Below are 18,438 nucleotides of genomic sequence, written 5' to 3'. Positions count from 1 at the left end.
AAGAACCGCGCCATCGGCACGGTTCTTCGACTTTTTATGGAAATGGCGGCCCCGAGAGGACTTGAACCTCCGACCTGCGGTTTAGGAAACCGTCGCTCTATCCGCTGAGCTACGGAGCCACAGCAATAATCATTATAGCATAATCCCACTCTAAGAACCAAAAAGAATTTGCCACCCGCAATTTGTTGAAATATACCCGAAGTCCCGATATTTTTCTATCGGGACTTCGGGTTCAAATCATGATGTTGTTAGGCTTACTGTTAATACTTTTCTTTTAACACTTTGAAGATGACCGATGCCGCTTCCGCTCTCGTCGTATTATTCAACGGTTTGAACCGTCCGTCTCCGAAGCCGGACATCAGTCCTTCGCGTTGGATAGCCGCTACCGCTTGCGTCGCGTACGAAGCAATGCTTGCCGCATCGCCGAACGATGGCGTCGATGCCGCTTGCGGATCTATCGTTTTCTTTACTAGCAAAGCTTTGTACAACATTACGGCCATATCCTGACGGGTGATCGCCGCGTTCGCGCCGAGGGTTCCATCCGCTCTTCCCGATACGATACCCAATTTCTGAGCCGTCGCAACCGCCTGGTAATAATAGTCTTTCTCTTTCACATCGCTGAAGGTTGCTTTTGCTGCGCTGTCCGTCAAATTCAACGCTGTGATCAGCATAAGGATGAATTGTCCTCGCGTAACATTTCCGCTTGGATTAAATTTGTCTCCGCCTACACCCGAGACAATCTTTCTTGCCGCAAGCGCTTCGATGCTCGATCGAGCCCAAGCCGCGCCGCTTAAATCATTGAATTTCACGTTCGCATACGCAGCCGCATACTTGCTGAAATGCTGAGGTTTGAAGCTCACCATTCCCGTCAGCGGATTGAAGATCCCGTTCTTGATAATTTCCAGCTTCCCGTCGTCGCCGATGTAATAGATGACGACTTTATTCGGATCTTCTCCCGCTTTGAGCGTGTACGGAATATCCACCGTTATAGCATTTGCCTCCGTGAATTGACCGAACGTCTTTCCATCGACGCTCATATGGAAATCGTAGACGTCGTTTTGGCCGATTTGACCTTTGGCTTCCTCGGACAATCCGGTTACGTCTGCACGGGTGACGGAAAGTTGAAGCTGCGTTGAATATTCACCCAACATCCGATCTAATTGCTCCGAACTAATAGTGACGGTTGCGAGCCCCGTATTGATGACGACCTTCTTGACTTTATCGATGCCCGATTTCAACTGAAGAGCAGGAATATTGACGGCAACGGCTTGCGCCGCATTCGCCGACTGATCAAGTTCTACGTTAATATTTAGCGAATTATTCTTGGTATCCTTGATCGCCTTCGACAGGTCGTCGGCATTGACGTTTACGATAGCGGTGCCTTTCGTATCCGCGCTTGCTTTGATCCCTATAGTTCCGTCTTTGACTTCGGCCACAGGCGTATTTGGCGTCGAAGTGCCGTTGGATGGTCCAGGACCTGGACCAGGGCCAGTACCAGGGCCAGTACCAGGGTCAGTACCAGGGTCGGTACTCGTTGCTGTTGTCGTTGCGTTGGCTGCAGTAGAATAACCCGACTCGCCTTCGCTGTTCACGGATGTAACTTTATAGTAATAAGTCGTTCCTGCCGACAAGCCCGTATCGCTGTAGCTCGTTCCCGTTACCGGCGCTGTCGTGTTTAGCAGCATGTACGTGCCGTTCTGTGTCGTTGAACGGTACACATTGTAACCTGTCGCATCGTTTGATGCAGTCCAACTCAGGTCGATTGACGCCGTTCCGCTTGCCGAAGCTTGCAGACCGGTCGGCGTATTCGGCGCAGAGAGCGCTTTATCCGTCTTCGCCGATACATAGGATGTTTGTGCGGATTCGCCCGCCGCATTTAGCGCCGTAATCATGTAGTAGTACGTGGTGTCGTCTGTCAGGCCCGTATCGCTGTAGCTCGTTCCCGTTACCGGCGCTGTCGTATTGCGCAGCGTGTACGCACCATTTTGTGTCGCTGAACGGTACACATTATAACCTGTCGCATCGCTTGACGCTGCCCAACTCAAGTCGATTGACGCCGTTCCGCTTGCCGAAGCTTGCAAACCGGTCGGCGTATTCGGCGCAGAGAGCGCTTTATCCGTCTTCGCCGATACATTGGACGTCTGTGCGGATTCGCCTGCCGCATTTACCGCCGTAATCTTGTAGTAGTACATGGTGTCGTCTGTCAGGCCCGTATCGCTGTAGCTCGTTCCCGTTACCGGCGCTGTCGTGTTGAGCAGTGTGTACGTGCCGTTCTGTGTCGCTGAACGGTACACATTATAACCTGTCGCATCGTTTGATGCAGCCCAATTCAGGTCGATTGACGCCGTTCCGCTTGCCGAAGCTTGCAGACCGGTCGGCGTATTCGGCGCAGAGAGCGCTTTATCCGTCTTCGCCGATACGTCGGATGTCTGTGCGGATTCGCCTGCCGCATTTACTGCCGTAATCTTGTAGTAGTACATGGTGTCGTCTGTCAGGCCCGTATCGCTGTAGCTCGTTCCCGTTACCGGCGCTGTCGTGTTGAGCAGCGTGTACGTGCCGTTCTGTGTCGCTGAACGGTACACATTATAACCTGTCGCATCGCTTGACGCTGCCCAACTCAAGTCGATTGCTGCCGTTCCGCTTGCCGTTGCTGTCAATCCAGTAGGAATGCTCGGTAAGTCGGATACGACATTTACGTCACATGCGGCTGTTTTTCCGTTTGTTGTTTTTGCTGTAATTGTAACTAATCCAGGTGCTTTGGCCGTTACAAGTCCGTTCGAATCAACGGTAGCTTTACTTGTATCGCTCGATGTCCACGTAATTCTTGTGTCCACATTCACTTGAGCCAAGCTGGCTATCATCTGTAATGTACTGCCTACTAGAAGGGAATCGGAATTCTTGTTCAGGCTAATGGATGCCGGCGGCGAGACAAAAGCACCATTGGCTTGGAAAACCGTAATTCCTACCCAATCAGTTGTTGTCGATACTCCGTAGATATTGACCCGGATATATCTTGCAAACGTATCGGCAGGCATATTAACGTTAAAGATTGCCGTAGCCGCTCCGCCGCCATAACTTCCGCTATTGTCGACGGCTGTCGTCCACTGCGTACCATTATCGGAAACCAGGATGCTGTATTTCATCGTCTGCCAGAAGCCCATCTTGATGCTGTCGATGCGTGCCAACGAGCCCAGATCAACCTGCCACCATTCAGGGGTTGAAGTCGTTTGCAAGTTTGCGCCAGTCGACCAGGCGGAGCTTGTGCTCATTGACGGAGCATTCGTCAGCGGATTTGTTGCAGGGGATGAGCCGCTGGATTTGCTCGCCGATACTGCTCCGCCGTTCAATGCATATCCGGAAGAAACGTCGCTGGAAACCGTTACGACACTCTGTCCAAACGCGCCCCCATTATTTGCAGTCGCTTTGATCGTGGCAGTACCTGATTTATAAGCGATAACTTTACCGTTCTGGTCAACATCTGCAATAGACGGGTTGCTGGAAGTCCAAGTAAGGCTCTTGTCCGTTGCATGTGTCGGCGATACGGTTGCGGTTAACTGTTTGGACAACCCGGCAGAAAGCGTCAGAGTACCCGCTGAAAGACTAACCGTTGTCACTTTAATATCCGAGCTGATCGTAAGTCCTGATACCGCACTATTCAAATCCGCCGTATCCTGATCGATTTGGCCTTGCTTGGAAGTGTCCCATTTGTCGGCTAACGCACTCGCAAGATCTGTTTGAGCCTTTGCCAGAGCCGCGTTAAATGTGCCGATGCTCGCTGCCGTATAATAATCGTCAGGCATCGATTTCGCAGCAACGGCATTATTGATTGCCGTCTGCAAGTTTTGAACGTTAGCCAGTACTTCTCCAGTCGTATGAATGGTCAAAAACGTGGATGGCATGTATCCGCCGTATTCAGGATAGGCGTCTATCGTAACCGTTATTTTCGCGTCTCCCGGACCCACCGCCATGACTAACCCCGTAGCGGAATCTACAATAGCAACGCTCGTATTGTCTGATTTCCACTCTACAGACCTATAATCCGGGCTGCTTGGGAAGGTATTCAAAACTAACTGTTTCGTATCGCCCGAATTCATACTGACGATGGTTTCGTCAATCTTATGTCCGGCGGTATCATTAATTCCGATTTCTTCAACCGGGACAATCGTGCCATGTACATCGACCGAGCAGATTGCAATCAGCGATGAATTGGCCACGGAAGTTGCGGTTACCGTTGTATTGCCCTCGGCGACTGCCGTTACGACTCCTGCGCTGTTTACCGTAGCTATGGAAGTATCATTCGACTTCCATGTCACCCTTTGGTCCACTTCGGCGACATTCGGATTAACCGTCGCTGTTAACTGGGAAGCGCTGCTAGGAGTTCCCGGAATTCCGAGCAGACTGAGCGACGTTTTATTTAATGTAATCCAAGCCGCTTTAGGCGTTGCTTCATATACGTTAAAGTTGTCAATCCAACTTGTCCATGAAGACGTGCCGCTAGTTCTCGGAAGTACAAATTCGACCTTGCCTAAATTGTTGTTGTAATTTGTCGCGGAATCAAAAGGAATATTGGAAATATTAGCAGTCACCGAAGAATTACTTTTGTTTGTTATTTTTAAGTTTATTTTTTTAGCGACAAAATCCAACGTAACTTGAACTTGATAAGTCGCATTGTTTACATTGAATCCCGTACCGACTTTCGTTCCGGTAATTGCAGCATTACTTGGAACGCCGCCGGAACCGTAGACTAATTCCGTTGCGGAATTATACTGCAGCGTCAAGTAGCGATTATTACTGCTGTCCTCGATGCTGAGCTGAGCACCCGGCGTGCTGGCTGGAGCGCCCACGTTCCAATCGAAATTCAGTTCGATCTTGTTATTGACGATCGCCGGAGAGAACGCCTTCTGCGTACTTCTGACGCCGGATCCGCCGCCGCTAATTTGAAAGACGTTATTTCCGGCAACCGCGGTAACCGAACCGCCTATATTGCCGGCTCCCCCTCCGGTTCCAAGAGCGGATCCCCAATTATCGGCTATCGTCCGGTTATCGAAACTCTCGCTCACGGTCGGAACATAAACTTTAGATGATGCCGTAAAGTTGCCGTCCTTGGTCTTAGCCGTAATCGTAGCCACACCGGATTTAATTCCCGTAACTACGCCGAATGCATCGACTGTGGCTACGAGCGGGTTGTCGGTAGTCCAGACAACATCGGTGTTGGTCGCATCTTCCGGGAAGATGTTAGCGACTAGTTGAACGCTCGGAGCAATTGGCGCCGGATTCGTGCTTGAGAAATAATCCGAAGCAAAATAGTATGTGTTCTTATTCAGCGATACGCCACTCACCGTGACAGGCGTCGATTGAACATTTGCGACAGCGTCTTGATGGAAACCGCCGTCATCGGTTGTTGCCGTAATCACTGCAGCTCCTTCCGCAATACCGGAGACATTGCCGTTATTGTCAACGGTGGCAATGTTATTGTTGGAGCTAACCCAATAGATTTTTTTATTATAGGCATCCGACGGCGTGATGATCGGAATAATCGGCTTCGTTGAACCGATCATAATATTAATTGTGGACTTATTAAGGCTTAGCCCGGTTACCATTACCGGAACAACATTAATTTCGCTTGATGCAAATAGGGACGAGTCATCGTCGGAGGTAGCCGTTATCGTTGCCTTCCCTGTCGACTTTGTTGTCACGAGACCGTTTTGGTCAACGGTAGCGATTGCATCGTTAGACGAAGTCCATTTTACCGTATTAAAGCTGGCGTCAGACGGCGCGACGGTAGCTTTCAACTGTTGCGTTCTGCCGAGGCTTACGGTTACGCTTGGCGACTTGTCGATCGTGACTTTAGTTACGGGAATTTTGGACGTGTCGAGTTGGAAGCTCGCGATCGCCGTGCCGTCCGCCGATGTCGCCGTCACCGTCGTCGTCCCGTTGAACTTAACATTCAGCTGCACATTCTGCGTTAAGTCTGTTTGTTGGTACAACGTACCCGGATTGGAGGATTGCCATGTTTCTCCAAGGAATGAAGCCACTTGCGGATTGCTTGACGTAAATATAACGGTTTTGTTTGTCGTGCCGGCTGGAAGCGTTGCTTTCAAAATAAGCTTATCCCATACTTTTTCGGACACGGTGCCGCTAATCGGATTTCCGTTAAGGGTCAGATTCAGGTTTCCCGTTCCCGCTTCCGTAAGATCAACTACCGAAACATCGCAGGTTGCACTAAATCCTCCATCAACCGTCTTGACGGTAATTCGAGACGCTCCCGCCGATACCGCGGTTACGTATCCGTTACGGTCAACTGTCGCAACGCCGGGATTATCCGAGCTCCACGTCACATTGCTATCCACAATTCCATTCGTCGGCGTAAGGGTAGGAAGCAATCTTTGCGTGTTTCCTACAATCAAGCTGGTCGCCGATTTATTCAGAGAAATACCCGTCGGATGCGTCTGAGCGATCGTATATGTGCCGTAACCCTTAAGCGGCGTTTGCATTGTCGCAGGCTTGTCTTTAGCCTTACCTCTCCACAGATACGCGTACATACTGTCCATCATATCGCCCATTTTACCGTTAGCCGTGCTGCCCATCTCTTTAATCGCAGGGTCGCCGTTGTTGAACATGATCCGTTTGTCAACGCTATTGGCGTCGCCTGCCATTCCGCCGGCACCTTCGACTCCGATCCAGTCGGTTTCCCAATAGAAGAAACCTCTCATTCGGTTATTCGGGTTGGGAGCATCCCTAAACGCTTGCATGTAGTCAAGCAGCCAGTTGTACTGCCCGTTCGGGGTGCTCTGGTAAAAACTAGATTGCCCCATAGACGAACTCGCGCTGGTCCATGTTGAACTATATTTTGTGAACGTAAATCCTGTTTCCACGTCAAGATAGTCTTTATCCGGGAATTTGGTAATATTGTTCATGATCATAAAGAGAATATCGCTTGAAGCATGTCCGCCATAGAGCGAATACGCCTGTCCATCGAACTTTACGCTATTGCTTTTTAAAGTGTTGAATATGGTATCCGAAGTGGACGGAGTATACCCGTTATTCGAATGGATGTAGCCGCTGGCTCCGGGATAGGCAGCTTTCATCGCGTCATAAGCGGCATTTTGAAGCACCTTGAAGCCGTTAGAACTGTAACCCTTGCCCGTAGGCCATACGATTCCTCCGTCTTGTTCGTTGCCCAGCTTGACCCCGATCGTAGGAGGCGTGCCCTGATCTACCAAGCCCTTGGTAAAATCGTAAACATAGTTGTACATCGTGGTTGCCGTCTGATCTAACGTTTGATCCACTAATTTGCCGCTGGAATCTTTGTACATCCACTCGTACGGAGCGTAAGCTTTAGCTGCGCTCATCCAGGTATCGCTGAAATGAAAGCTTGGAAGATAGGCGAGGTTTAAATCTTTTGCCCTTCTCGCAAGCTCGAACGAATGGATCTTGTCGAAATAGCCGGCTTGCATCGTTTGAGGAAACGGATTTCCATCGATATCGTTGAAATAGGACATCAGTATCTTTTTCGGATTGCTTTGGTCATACACCGGATTGCCGGAGTGAACGAAGATCATTCCGGTGATCGCATTAACGCCATGGTTCGACAAGATCGTTAAGCAATCTTGTTGCACGCCATTGGCAAAATATTTACCGCCTTTATCCTCAATGAGAGGAAGAAAGGAAACATCGGACCCCTTAATTGTCGAGTTGTCGATTTCGAATACATCAAAGTTGTCCACGTAAGCCTTATCCGAACCGTTACCCGGCCACAAGTCATGAGCAGCGGTATCGTCGGAATTAAAGGTCTTAACGCTATTTGCATAATTCGCGTCTTTTATCGTGTTGGCATATAACGTCACTTGCGTATCGCTTGGTCCGGTTTGGAACGCGATCGTCACAAGCGAATATCCCGCAGTTCCTGCAGGCGCCTGACGGAGAACCTGACCGGATAAGTTCTTGACGCCAAGGTTTATTCTATCGCCATAGGTTACAACTTCGACGAGCTCGCCGGTTGCGCCGTTGTAATCGCGTTGATATATCGTTTTCCAAGTATCCTGCTTGTCCACCTTGGCCCGAACGGTCGCAATATACGAAGTGTTCGGTTTCACGTTGAGGACTTGACTGATCTGGGAATTAGCGCTGAGTACCGCGGCAGTCGTACCGGTATCCGAGTTTATTGTCTGCGATACCGTACCTTGATCGACTGCCCACTTGTCCAGGCTGCCCCCGTTTGATTCGAAGTTCCAGTTCATGACCGGATTATTATCATCGCTATCGAGCGTCAGCTCGACATCGTCTATCGCTAGGTTAGTGCCGTTACCTGACAAGAAACTTACGGTGATTTGTCCGTTGTAAATCAGCACATTACGAATAGCGACCTGCGTCCAAGCAGTAGCGCTAATATAACCGTCAACCAACAGTCTGGCATCAGGTCCGCCTGTGTTCGTCGCCAATAGATAGGCATTATTACTGCTGCCGCTAGTTGCGCCTTTGACCCATGCGGACAATGTGTAGCTTCCTTGCGGAATGTTCGTAATTGTCTGTTCAAGAGTCGAATTCGCCGCAGACATTTTCGCGGATGAAGTTCCGGCATGTTTGTCGGACGTTTGGATTGTAACCGAGCCGGTCGAAGTCCAGCCGGTTAAACCTCCCGATTCAAAATCGGAATTGGTTACGCCGCCTGTCGATGCTGCATAAGCAACGGTTGCGTTAAAAGGAGTTTGAATAAATCCGAATACGTTTGCTACCGATAAAGCGGCAATTAATAGCATGGATATTAATCTTACATACGATTTTTTCAAAATTAACCCACCTCCAAGAGATTTCTTAGATCTCTCATTCCTTGTGAAATGACGACTAAGATGATTGTTAGATTAGAATGCCAAATATAAAGCGCTTACATTGTTTCGAGGAACGATGGCGCTATTTCAACCGGCGATTATTATGATTATCCAAGTAGCTCCTCCTCGAATATTCCCGTCGAAGTGTGCCGGTGTATTGAATATATTATCATGTACGAAAATAATGAAAACACGAAGAAGTTACGATTATCTTTCATTTATTACTTTTTACAAATTAGTCATTGTTTATATAGCGCTTTGAATGATCTGAATAAATAGAAAAAAAACCTTCCGTTGCAAAATTTGCAATTGGGAAGGCCGTAAATTCAATTTCAATGGGACTATTCTCTCTCGTGTCTTAATATAGGGAGATCCCGATCGCATCGAGGTCTCCCTCTTAACTCCTACACGACGGTCGCCCCGATAATATCCACCATCTTAAACCGTTCTCCGTCGACGGTAAACGTTCGGTTATACGGGTCAACGCGTTCGACGACGCCGATGACCGCGCAATCTTCGAACGGATCGTACAATTGGAACCTGGCCTCCGTCTGATGTCCGTACGATTCCAGAAGCACGCGAAGAATTTCTTCCCATACTTGCGGATCTAGCCCTGGGAACTCCGAATCGCCTCTTGCTTTTCCTTCACTTCCATCCCTCATAGCGGACCTCTCGCGGTACTAACCGCCCGAACCGCCAGTATGCGATCGACCACAAGCGTTCTGAACCCTCGCTTGCCTACGTCGTACACGCGGGCCCGACCGTTATGAATCGCGAATAAATCTACGCGGCGTTGCGAGAACTTTCCTGATGTGTCTACGTAGATGAGATCGACTTTGCGTCCGATACACTTCTCGATCGTTGCATGGGCTCCGTTACTCACGTTTAACCCCTCCATTATAGGAACGTTTGTTCTTATTATAACGGGAACTTACGTTCTTATTCAAGAGGGGTTCGCGCATGAACAGAAAAACCCTCGCCAACCGGCGAGGGTTCTATTTCTATCTGATTACAGGCTGCTGTCGATACCGTCCAAGCCGCCGCCGAACATGCCACCCAGTTGCTCCTGCAATTTGTCCATGGTCACGATTTCTTCCGCTTTCGGCTTGCCGATATCGAACTTCACGTCTTCGTTGATGTTCGACATCTGGGATACGAGGTGGAAAGTAATTCCGCCGGTAAGATCGGCAGACTCGATATCCGCTTGGATTTTCGCGTCCGTATATACCGGGAATTCCTTTTTGTCGATACCGATGTTGGCTTTAACGTCGAGCTTCTTCAGCTCTTTCTTCATATCCGCCAAACCATTGGCCACATCGCCGTCTTTCACGTCGGCCAGTTGCTTCTTCGCCTCTTCCAAATCTTCCGGCTTCACGTTGAGCAACTTGCGATACTCTTCGTTGTTCTGCAACAGTTCGATCACTTGCGGAGCGATCTTATCGATCACCGTGTTCACGAACGACTCGAGCTGGGACTGATCGATGTGGAATTGAACGACATTTTTCACGTCTACGTCAGCTGGAAGACCCGCGTCTTTGACTTTGATCTCGGACAAGTATTTGTCTTCTTCGATATTCTTAAAGATAATTCCCATCAGATCGTTGCCGAATTTCTGGGATTTGCTGACGTCCATGTTCGGCAATTCTTGGCCCGCGTCTTCCGCAAGCTTCTTCAGGTCAAGTTCGAGGAATTTACCGACGATGTCTTCAGGAATCGGAAGAATCGGGATATTCGGGATCTTCACCCAGACTTTCTCTTCCGTCATGATGACCGGAATATTGAAAGTGACGGCCAGGTCTCCTTGAAGCGCAAGCTTCAGGTTGAGTTCGAGCATCATGGGATCGGCTTTATAAGTACCCGTCCATGATAGATCCGCGCTCTTGAGCATCTTGATCGCCGAAGCCGCGCCATCTTCTGCCAGCGCATCTTCCGAAACGTTAAGATCGTCGATTTTCATGCTGCCCTTGAATTTATAGGACTTCATTTCGGCGGATTTCGTCATTGAGGATTGTAGCGCGTCTTTTGGCGATTTATTTTTCGTACATCCGCTTAATACCAAAGCAACCGTCAGAATGATCGCTACGATCGTAAAGCTTAACCTTTTCTTGAACAAAATGGTGTATCCCCTTCCGGATGATCAGATGATGATTACAAGCAAACACCATTGTATCTTAATTCCGCATTCGCGAAAAGGCTTCCTGTGTTAAATTTTCGTTAAAGCACGCATTTTAATATCAAAATTGTTAATGAATGTCTTTTTTCTTGAATCTTCCGCCTTTAACATCATGAATGTTGCCTACTGCCAAGAATGCGGACGCGTCCAGCTCGTTCACGATCGTCTTGAGCTTTGCTTCCTCCAGCCTGGTGATGACGCAGAAAATCACTTTTTTCTGATCGCCCGTATAACCGCCTTCACCGTGCAGCAACGTCACTCCGCGCCCCAACCGCGCTGTGATCGCTTCGCCGATATCCTTATAATGATCGCTGATGATCCAGCATGATTTCGATTCGTCGAAGCCTTCGATCGTCAGATCGATCACCTTAAACGCAATATAATACGCAATCAACGAGAACATCGCCCGATCCCAACTATAGACGAAGCCCGCGCTTCCTAGAATGAAGAAGTTAATGAACATGACCGTCTCGCCTACGGAGAAGGGCAGCTTGCGGTTAAGCAGAATCGCGACGATCTCGGTTCCGTCCAAGGAACCGCCCGCACGTATAACGATACCCGTACCGGCACCGAGGAAAATACCGCCGAATACCGCGGCAAGGAATACATCATCCGTAAACGGTTGTACGTGGTGGAGCAGACTAGTGGAAATGGACAATACGGCAACGCCGAGAAGGGTAGATAACGCGAAGGTCTTGCCTATCGTTCGGTAACCTAGGATTAGAAAGGGAAGGTTGAGCAGGAAGAGGAAAATACCGATTCGAGCACCTGTTAAATGCGAGGCCATAATGGAAATACCGGTAATGCCTCCATCGATGATGGAATTGTTAACGAGGAAGATTTCCAGCGACACGCTGACGAGAACGGCGCCGACCACGATGAAGAGAATCCTTCGAGCGATCTCCCAGGGGGTCGACTTATTGTGGCGAATGGGTTGAACTGGACCAGGGGGTGCTAGTGTGCTTGTGTTTGTCATGAACAAAGTCCTCCTTTATGCAGTTTATATCATTATACCAATGTATATACTTGGGGTAAACCGAAGAGGGCATATCCAGCGCTATTCCAACAGAAAAAAATCCCGGCATTCGCCGGGATTTCGTCAGCCTTCCGCGTTATTATGTCTCGTGTGCTTCCGATTCTTGACCTTCTTGGAGCCCGAGAGCGGCTCGACCGGCTGGTGGTCTACCTTCGAGTGGCGCGAGCCATGCTCTGCGGGTTGTGCCACCGGTTCTGTCTTAGGCTTACTCATTGCGCGAAGCCCCCTTTAAGATTTGAAATGATGGAGATCGGTCGAATTATCGTGATTCAGCGCGTCTTGATGACGACGGTCGTTCGTCTTCTGCTGCAATTGCTGCGCTTGATGGGAATTAACCGGCGTCTGCTCCAAATCCTCCGCTACGTTGCTCAGGTTCTTATCGTTCATGCCGTTGGAATCGGACACTGCAGAATCCTCCTTCTAGGAATGCGTATAATGATGCAACGCTTGCGCGGTTTCGTGCAGATGACGACGGTAGTCGAGAATCAAATCCTGCATAATATCCGTTCTTTCGTCCACCGACTGTCCGTCCTTCTCCACGTCCGTCAACTGGATATCGATCTCCCGGCTGTCCACGTATTTTACCGCAAAATCGAACTCCAGCATCTGATGCCCCGCGGTCTTAATATGAACCCTTAAGGTTCGGTCGTCGATGCCGTCGGCTCTTACCTCGGCCTTGTCGCCGCCATGCAGCCGCTCCGGGAGCATTCGTTGCCAGGCGTCGGCCAAATCTTCCTTAGGCACCGTTAATTCGTCCTTGCTTGCCATCATAACCACCTCCACTTTCGTTAGGTTGACCCATTGTACCGTTCTTATTCGGCATGACTTATGATCAACTAAAAAAACCGACCCGGAACCGGATCGGTTTAGAAATGATAAAGTTATGGCGGAGAGGGTGGGATTCGAACCCACGTGGGCTTGCACCCTAACGGTTTTCAAGACCGCCCCTCGTTATAAAAACCCGCCGTCCCTTGCTATGACTGAGTTCATGGCACTTTCTAGTTGAACCGCTACAGCGGTCTGAATTATAACGTTCATTTTGGTGCATGACCGTAGGATAACCTAATGTTAATACTTCTAGAAGCTATGGTCAACCTGTCCCATACGCTCCTTCTTAACCCGTACCTAAGAACATATAATTTGGAGAAACTATCATCAAATTATTGGCTGTTTCTTTTAGACCATCAAGCATTTCTTCAACTGACTCCATTGCCTTGAAGCCAATCTCAATTTCGTACTCTCTAATCATGACAGTACGTCTTGTTTGTTTATGGATTAATTCAACATATGTTAGGTCTGTATCAAACTCATAGTCATACAGTTGAGTAAAATTATCAGCTTCTTCAATATTATCAACAAGTTTTTCAAGATCAATCTTTTTGTTTAATGAAAACAGCAATGAGTCAAACCACTCTGGAAAGCAATTGTCTAAATTTGATTCCAATATTTTGTTTATATCAAACAGTCTGAGTTCAGAAATGAATTTTGCCTGAGAATAGTCATCGTCACTTAATTCAACACGAAAAGAATACTCGAAATATGGGCAAGTAAATTCGCCAAAGCCTGTATCCTTTGCAACTCTATATTCCTTTCTTTTAAGATTAAATTCTTCACGCAACGATTTAGTTACATCTTCAATTACACTTTCAATTTCGTCATTTGCACACTTTTGCACAAATGAATTGGTATTATTGTTCTTGAATTTAGGTACAGTATGTGACTTCCCAAATCCAGACAATTTCTTAATGCTCTTGAAGGTTATAGAAACAAACTGTACATCTTTTATCTTAGCAGGGGGTATCTTTTCGTACTTTACAACTTGCTTTTCTGGAAAACGTCGTATCAAAAATTCAGCTTCTTCTTTCCCCCATGTAGCTGTATATTGCATATCGAGTGTGCTATCTTTCTTGCAATGCTTCTTGACAGTATGATGAAGATAATTTTTCAATGTAAAGTTAGTTAAACAATTCTCATCATCCAGAGCTAGTTTGTCCTCGCCACATAAAGCTTTTAACAGGTAATAACTCCAAATTCCATGTTTTTGATCAATCATTACATCAGCAACACCCTTATGAGATGTTGAACTAAATACTGTACAGTAATTACTATTTTCAAGGAGTTCTTTTCTTTCGTCCCATGAAAACTTAGTTACACCTAATTTTCTGGCAGTATAATTAATAGTGCTTTCACATGCGTCAAGAAAAAATATTATCTTCTGGCATCCAGAGTCACTTATCAACTTCATAAATTCAGTTACATCATGCCATGTATTCTCAAAATCCCTATTGGAATCGAGCATGCAAATATGAGGGATTCCATTTATGTTCACTCCATGCCCTGCATAGAAAAAGATAAACCTGTCCTCTTCATCAAGCTTAGAAGCAATTTTTTCAATTTCGGATTTGACTGTCGTATAAGTAACCCTATTCCCAAGAATCAAATTAGATGATTCTACACTGAACACTTTCTCCATTACTGCGTTAAATTCTCTCGCATCGTTTTCGGCATACGGTGTGGGGTTGAAATTATGATACTCATCTATACCAATGGATAAACTATAGTCCATAACAATTCACCTACTTTATATGTTGAACTCAATCTACATGTCTAACTTATTGGCTTTACAATTTCATTAACATGTAATCAGCTATAATACCAATGGCTTGAATTGCATTCATTGCTTCTGCTTGCGTTATACTTGGAAGAAACGGTCGTCCATGCCCTGTTCCTTCTTTGTTTCGAATTGCGTTTACCGAACATCCCAATTCGTATAACGATCTTTCGTATCGCTTCATATAGGACTCATTGGGTTCGGATTTTACTTGTGGTGTTGCCATATCAAGAGCAGTGAAGGCTTGACCCAATAGAAATGGAAAACTTTGATTCGAATTGACTTGCCCCCACTTTACATTAATGACATGCTTCGAAACTGCCTCAATCAAATCTTTGCCTGTTCCCGCCAGCAATGCCGCATCTACCGAACCTTTTTTGGCTCTACGAACATATGCCTGTAACGCCTCAGTCATTTCTTTTTCGGATAAATTATCGAGAACTAAAGGCTGTATCTCTCCACTTAGTGAAAACATGTACCCTTCTGTACGAAATGCTTCTATTGTATTAGAGATCGCTTCTTTACCAACGTAGTTACTTGAATCTTCTCTGAATCCTCCACAACCACGAATAGTATCAATTAACCTCTTTACAAGCTTCTCACCTGCTGGAACATCATTTTCAAGCGCCCAATAAAGCACAGCCCGCATACGTTTGAACTTACCAACACTTTGCCCTTGTGACTTTGGATCAGCATTAGTTAGCTTCACTTGAGAAATGAGAAAATCGATCTCCGAGTGGCTTGGTTCTCTCTTTGTATCTAAAAGCGAGTCGTCAATCATTTTGGCTACTGCTATCAGAATAGCTTCATTAAACGGAACTGAAGTTGACTTCATACTCTTCCCTCTCATTCTGCTAGGAGATAATCAATGTAACCAAATCCGTTCTTTCAATTTTTTCTATTTACCCATTACTTCCTTAACATACTTCTCTGCTTTGTAATCTTTCTTTACTTCTTTTAGTAAGGGGCTATGTACCTCATTCCATGATTCCAAGATCATTCTTGGCTCTGCCTCAATTCTATCTTTGACCGCTTGTATGTCGTCCTTCTTAAATGCTTCGATCATACATATCAGATCATCACGATCCAATAGCTTCACATGATTAATTCCTGCCAGCGTTTCACATGGTTCGGTGAACTTCGCAGAAGCAATTACAATAGCTTTTTTAGCTTTATAATACCGCATACAAGAAAATACCTCTTGTACTGCGCTTATTCCCACCGAATCGGTGTAACGTTTCGCTTGTACAACATTTCTTATGCCCTCTCTGTCAGTAAAGACAATATCTGCGCCAAAGTCTCTAGCCCCTACCGTCTTATAAACGCCCTGATAACCGAGTTCGAGGAAGAGCCTGTACAAATACATTTCAAATTCAGAACCATCTTCCATTCGATCAATATCTGTAATTGATACATTCTTTAAATCATAATCAAGAAGGAATGACTGGCTCTGCTTCTTCCCACTATTTCTACTAACTCTATATTTAAAGAAAAGGACGCTAATAATGAGTAAAAATAACGCAAATAGTAGCATAAGCAATGACAACACCCCCGTCACACTCTTGCCCAAACAATAACCATTACGAATAAATTGTACCATACGGCTTGCCTTTTCTTCCATGTGTCGCTAAAAAAGGACATTTAATGTATGATGGTATAGGAACAAAGTAATAGGCTAATGTCCCTTGTAAGTTGCAATAAAACAGGTAACAAGTATCATCTTTCCAATAACTGTGAGGTGGATGGCAATATGTCGATTCCTAACGCTGTTTACAGAGAAAATGATGATGACTTAGGTGTGCCAGTATATGTGACTGATATAGACAAAGAATCGTACCGAAACAAATTCAAATATCACTTATTTTGCCCTACAGAAAATTGCAAAGCAAAACTTGTATATGTACAGACAAAGCCAGCTCAGTTTAGAACATGGAGACTTGAAGATCACTTAAGTGGCTGTGACTATGAATTTGTCCGTCAAGGTATTAAAGCCGGCAGAAGTGCAGAGGAAATCAATGTTGAAATGAAGGACGATCAACGGCGAAGGGTTCTAAAAGAAGCCTTAGAACTGGCGCGGATGTCAGAACAACAAATTGAAAATCTCCGCGCCAAGAGAAGAGAGTGGCGAATTAATAGGAGTCCCAAAACCGATAAAGATAACAAGGGACCAAAAATCAACGTTGTTACTGTCGATGGAATTGATGAAGGTGAAATAGCAGGTGTTACTTATAGAAGTCGTCCCGTATTAAAGAGAGATGCCGATGTGTTAAAGGAAACTGATATTGGCAAACACCGATGTGTAACTGGATACTTTGAAAGGCAAGTTGAAGATGAGGGAAGAATTATTGTCACAATTTTCAGAAAGAAAACACAAGTCAAAATAATGTTTGAAGAAGCTTTTCGCGCGAATAGCCCGAACTTTGTAGGACTTTTTCATCATATCGACAAATATTTGAGCAAATATAATGAAGCTATCTGCATTGGCATCGGCGAGGTTCGTTTATCCAAGGATAAAACCCAATATGAAGTTCAGATTTTTCAAGGCGAAGACTTTACTATTGATGGTATGAACTTGCTTGGGTTGGCGGCGCACAATGCACATGAAAAATTCTAATATTCTTAACATAAGAGAAGGTCGCGACCTTCTCTTTTCTTCCTAAACTTATATAGATTGTATCGCCTTCCTTAAATCCTGTTGTGAAGGTTCTACATACCTCAATGTCGTTTGTATCGAATCATGTCCTGCCAACTTAGCGACATTCTGAATAGGTACACCAGCATTGACAAGGCTCTTACAGAAAGTATGGCGTAGTGAGTGGACTGAATGTTGACCTCCCAGCTTCTCTCCCTGTTCTGATCTCTCCAACAAGCCACATCGCTCCAAATACACATCCAGCATGAACGCAATCGCTCTTGTCGTTAGCTGCCCTGAACGCTCAGAGACAAACAAATACGTACTTGCTCTATGCAATGCCTTATCACTCTCAGTTCTAAAACCAAGCCAAGCCTTCAACGCCTTCTTCAAATCGTTGTGCATAGGCACTGTGCGATACTTCCCACCTTTACCATCAACAACAGTAATGTACTCTTGTTTGAAATCAACGTGATCTAGCTTCAAATCGCTGACTTCTTCCACTCTAAGCCCAGCCAGTCTCATTGTTTCAACAATGGCTTTATCCCTAGTTTGCTTGATCTCATTCTTTTCAGCTTCAATTGCATATAGCAATCGATTCTGTTCCTGATCGGTGAGCCATTTGGGGGAAGTGTTTTGCTGAACACGTTTCATCTTTACTTTTACAGCAGGATTTACTTTCAAGTATTCGACTTCGACAGCCCAACCGAAAAATGTTTTCAGTGTTGCTATCGCCTTATTTACGGTAGTTGGTTTCTGCTCCAACGTATTCATTATGTAAGAGCGGTAATCCATTAGCATGATCGGCGTTATATCGGTTGGAATAAAACCTTTGCCCTCAGTTTCCTCATACCAGCGAAAGAACTTCCGCAATTCACTTCCATAAGAACGAATTGTCTTTTCACCATTGTCCTCATTCTGCAACCACGCCTGAAATTCCGCGATATAGTCAGCCATCCCAGTCACCCACTCTGTCAATGTATTATCAGATGAATTTACACAATTAGCATATCGTATTATCGGATGAATAGTCAACGGTTTTCTCAATTATTCATCTGATAATAATATTTATGAGAAGAGAATATCCATGTGTCATCAGTGTGACATGCAACCAACTCGACTCAGTACGGGAGCAGGCAGGGGATGGTTTACAGTCGT

Annotated in this window: 13 protein-coding genes and 1 tRNA gene; 1 reads left to right on the top strand and 13 read right to left on the bottom strand. The window is 46.1% G+C overall.

What is annotated here, in order from left to right:
• Positions 1-43 precede the first annotated feature (43 nt).
• From D7Z26_RS26660 to D7Z26_RS26610, 12 genes are all read right to left on the bottom strand, one after another.
• Positions 44-119, bottom strand: a tRNA-Arg gene (locus D7Z26_RS26660).
• A gap of 141 nt (positions 120-260) precedes the next feature.
• The gene (locus D7Z26_RS26655; RefSeq protein WP_120980072.1) at positions 261-8,789 is read right to left on the bottom strand and encodes an Ig-like domain-containing protein; all 8,529 of its coding nucleotides are present in this window, start codon (positions 8,787-8,789) and stop codon (positions 261-263) included.
• 443 nt (positions 8,790-9,232) lie between these two features.
• Positions 9,233-9,490 carry a YolD-like family protein gene (locus D7Z26_RS26650; protein ID WP_120980071.1) on the bottom strand — a complete coding sequence of 86 codons (258 nt, stop codon included), beginning with the start codon at positions 9,488-9,490 and terminating at the stop codon, positions 9,233-9,235.
• Positions 9,487-9,711 carry a hypothetical protein gene (locus D7Z26_RS26645; RefSeq protein ID WP_120980070.1) on the bottom strand — a complete coding sequence of 75 codons (225 nt, stop codon included), beginning with the start codon at positions 9,709-9,711 and terminating at the stop codon, positions 9,487-9,489. The genes D7Z26_RS26650 and D7Z26_RS26645 overlap by 4 nt, the downstream gene beginning before the upstream one ends.
• Before the next feature lie 126 nt (positions 9,712-9,837).
• The gene (locus D7Z26_RS26640) at positions 9,838-10,941 is read right to left on the bottom strand and encodes a hypothetical protein (protein ID WP_120980069.1); all 1,104 of its coding nucleotides are present in this window, start codon (positions 10,939-10,941) and stop codon (positions 9,838-9,840) included.
• 130 nt (positions 10,942-11,071) lie between these two features.
• On the bottom strand, positions 11,072-11,977 hold the full coding sequence (locus D7Z26_RS26635; protein ID WP_120980068.1) for a YitT family protein: 906 nt from the start codon (positions 11,975-11,977) through the stop codon (positions 11,072-11,074).
• A 123-nt stretch (positions 11,978-12,100) separates the two neighbouring features.
• Positions 12,101-12,250, bottom strand: coding sequence for a small acid-soluble spore protein P (locus D7Z26_RS26630; protein ID WP_120980067.1), 150 nt, complete (start codon positions 12,248-12,250; stop codon positions 12,101-12,103).
• 15 nt (positions 12,251-12,265) lie between these two features.
• Positions 12,266-12,442 carry a hypothetical protein gene (locus D7Z26_RS27385; RefSeq protein WP_158602454.1) on the bottom strand — a complete coding sequence of 59 codons (177 nt, stop codon included), beginning with the start codon at positions 12,440-12,442 and terminating at the stop codon, positions 12,266-12,268.
• Between the two features lie 15 nt (positions 12,443-12,457).
• A complete protein-coding gene (locus tag D7Z26_RS26625) occupies positions 12,458-12,805 on the bottom strand; it encodes a hypothetical protein (RefSeq protein ID WP_199731790.1) in 348 nt (115 codons plus the stop codon).
• Between the two features lie 346 nt (positions 12,806-13,151).
• Positions 13,152-14,603, bottom strand: coding sequence for a caspase family protein (locus D7Z26_RS26620; protein ID WP_120980065.1), 1,452 nt, complete (start codon positions 14,601-14,603; stop codon positions 13,152-13,154).
• 55 nt (positions 14,604-14,658) lie between these two features.
• A complete protein-coding gene (locus tag D7Z26_RS26615; protein WP_120980064.1) occupies positions 14,659-15,483 on the bottom strand; it encodes an abortive infection family protein in 825 nt (274 codons plus the stop codon).
• 63 nt (positions 15,484-15,546) lie between these two features.
• The gene (locus D7Z26_RS26610; RefSeq protein WP_233567219.1) at positions 15,547-16,248 is read right to left on the bottom strand and encodes a restriction endonuclease; all 702 of its coding nucleotides are present in this window, start codon (positions 16,246-16,248) and stop codon (positions 15,547-15,549) included.
• Positions 16,249-16,398: 150 nt separating this feature from the next.
• Between D7Z26_RS26610 and D7Z26_RS26605 the strand changes: the two genes are divergently transcribed.
• Complete coding sequence (locus D7Z26_RS26605) at positions 16,399-17,262, top strand: hypothetical protein (protein ID WP_120980063.1); 864 nt, start codon at positions 16,399-16,401, stop codon at positions 17,260-17,262.
• 48 nt (positions 17,263-17,310) lie between these two features.
• Here D7Z26_RS26605 and D7Z26_RS26600 read toward each other — a convergent pair whose 3' ends face one another.
• A complete protein-coding gene (locus D7Z26_RS26600; protein ID WP_120980062.1) occupies positions 17,311-18,237 on the bottom strand; it encodes a tyrosine-type recombinase/integrase in 927 nt (308 codons plus the stop codon).
• Positions 18,238-18,438 lie beyond the last annotated feature (201 nt).

Source organism: Cohnella endophytica, from assembly GCF_003628305.1.
In the GTDB taxonomy this organism is placed as follows: Bacteria; Bacillota; Bacilli; order Paenibacillales; family Paenibacillaceae; genus Cohnella; species Cohnella endophytica.
This window is presented reverse-complemented; position numbering and strand designations above follow the sequence as displayed.

Excerpts from the sequence above, each read along its gene's own strand:
- D7Z26_RS26650 (WP_120980071.1), bottom strand. The coding sequence starts at position 9,490 with ATGAGGGATGGAAGTGAAGGAAAAGCAAGAGGCGATTCGGAGTTCCCA.
- D7Z26_RS26635 (WP_120980068.1), bottom strand. The coding sequence starts at position 11,977 with ATGACAAACACAAGCACACTAGCACCCCCTGGTCCAGTTCAACCCATT.
- D7Z26_RS26630 (WP_120980067.1), bottom strand. The coding sequence starts at position 12,250 with ATGAGTAAGCCTAAGACAGAACCGGTGGCACAACCCGCAGAGCATGGC.
- D7Z26_RS26625 (WP_199731790.1), bottom strand. The coding sequence starts at position 12,805 with ATGGCAAGCAAGGACGAATTAACGGTGCCTAAGGAAGATTTGGCCGAC.
- D7Z26_RS26620 (WP_120980065.1), bottom strand. The coding sequence starts at position 14,603 with ATGGACTATAGTTTATCCATTGGTATAGATGAGTATCATAATTTCAAC.
- D7Z26_RS26615 (WP_120980064.1), bottom strand. The coding sequence starts at position 15,483 with ATGAAGTCAACTTCAGTTCCGTTTAATGAAGCTATTCTGATAGCAGTA.
- D7Z26_RS26610 (WP_233567219.1), bottom strand. The coding sequence starts at position 16,248 with ATGGTACAATTTATTCGTAATGGTTATTGTTTGGGCAAGAGTGTGACG.
- D7Z26_RS26605 (WP_120980063.1), top strand. The coding sequence starts at position 16,399 with ATGTCGATTCCTAACGCTGTTTACAGAGAAAATGATGATGACTTAGGT.
- D7Z26_RS26600 (WP_120980062.1), bottom strand. The coding sequence starts at position 18,237 with ATGGCTGACTATATCGCGGAATTTCAGGCGTGGTTGCAGAATGAGGAC.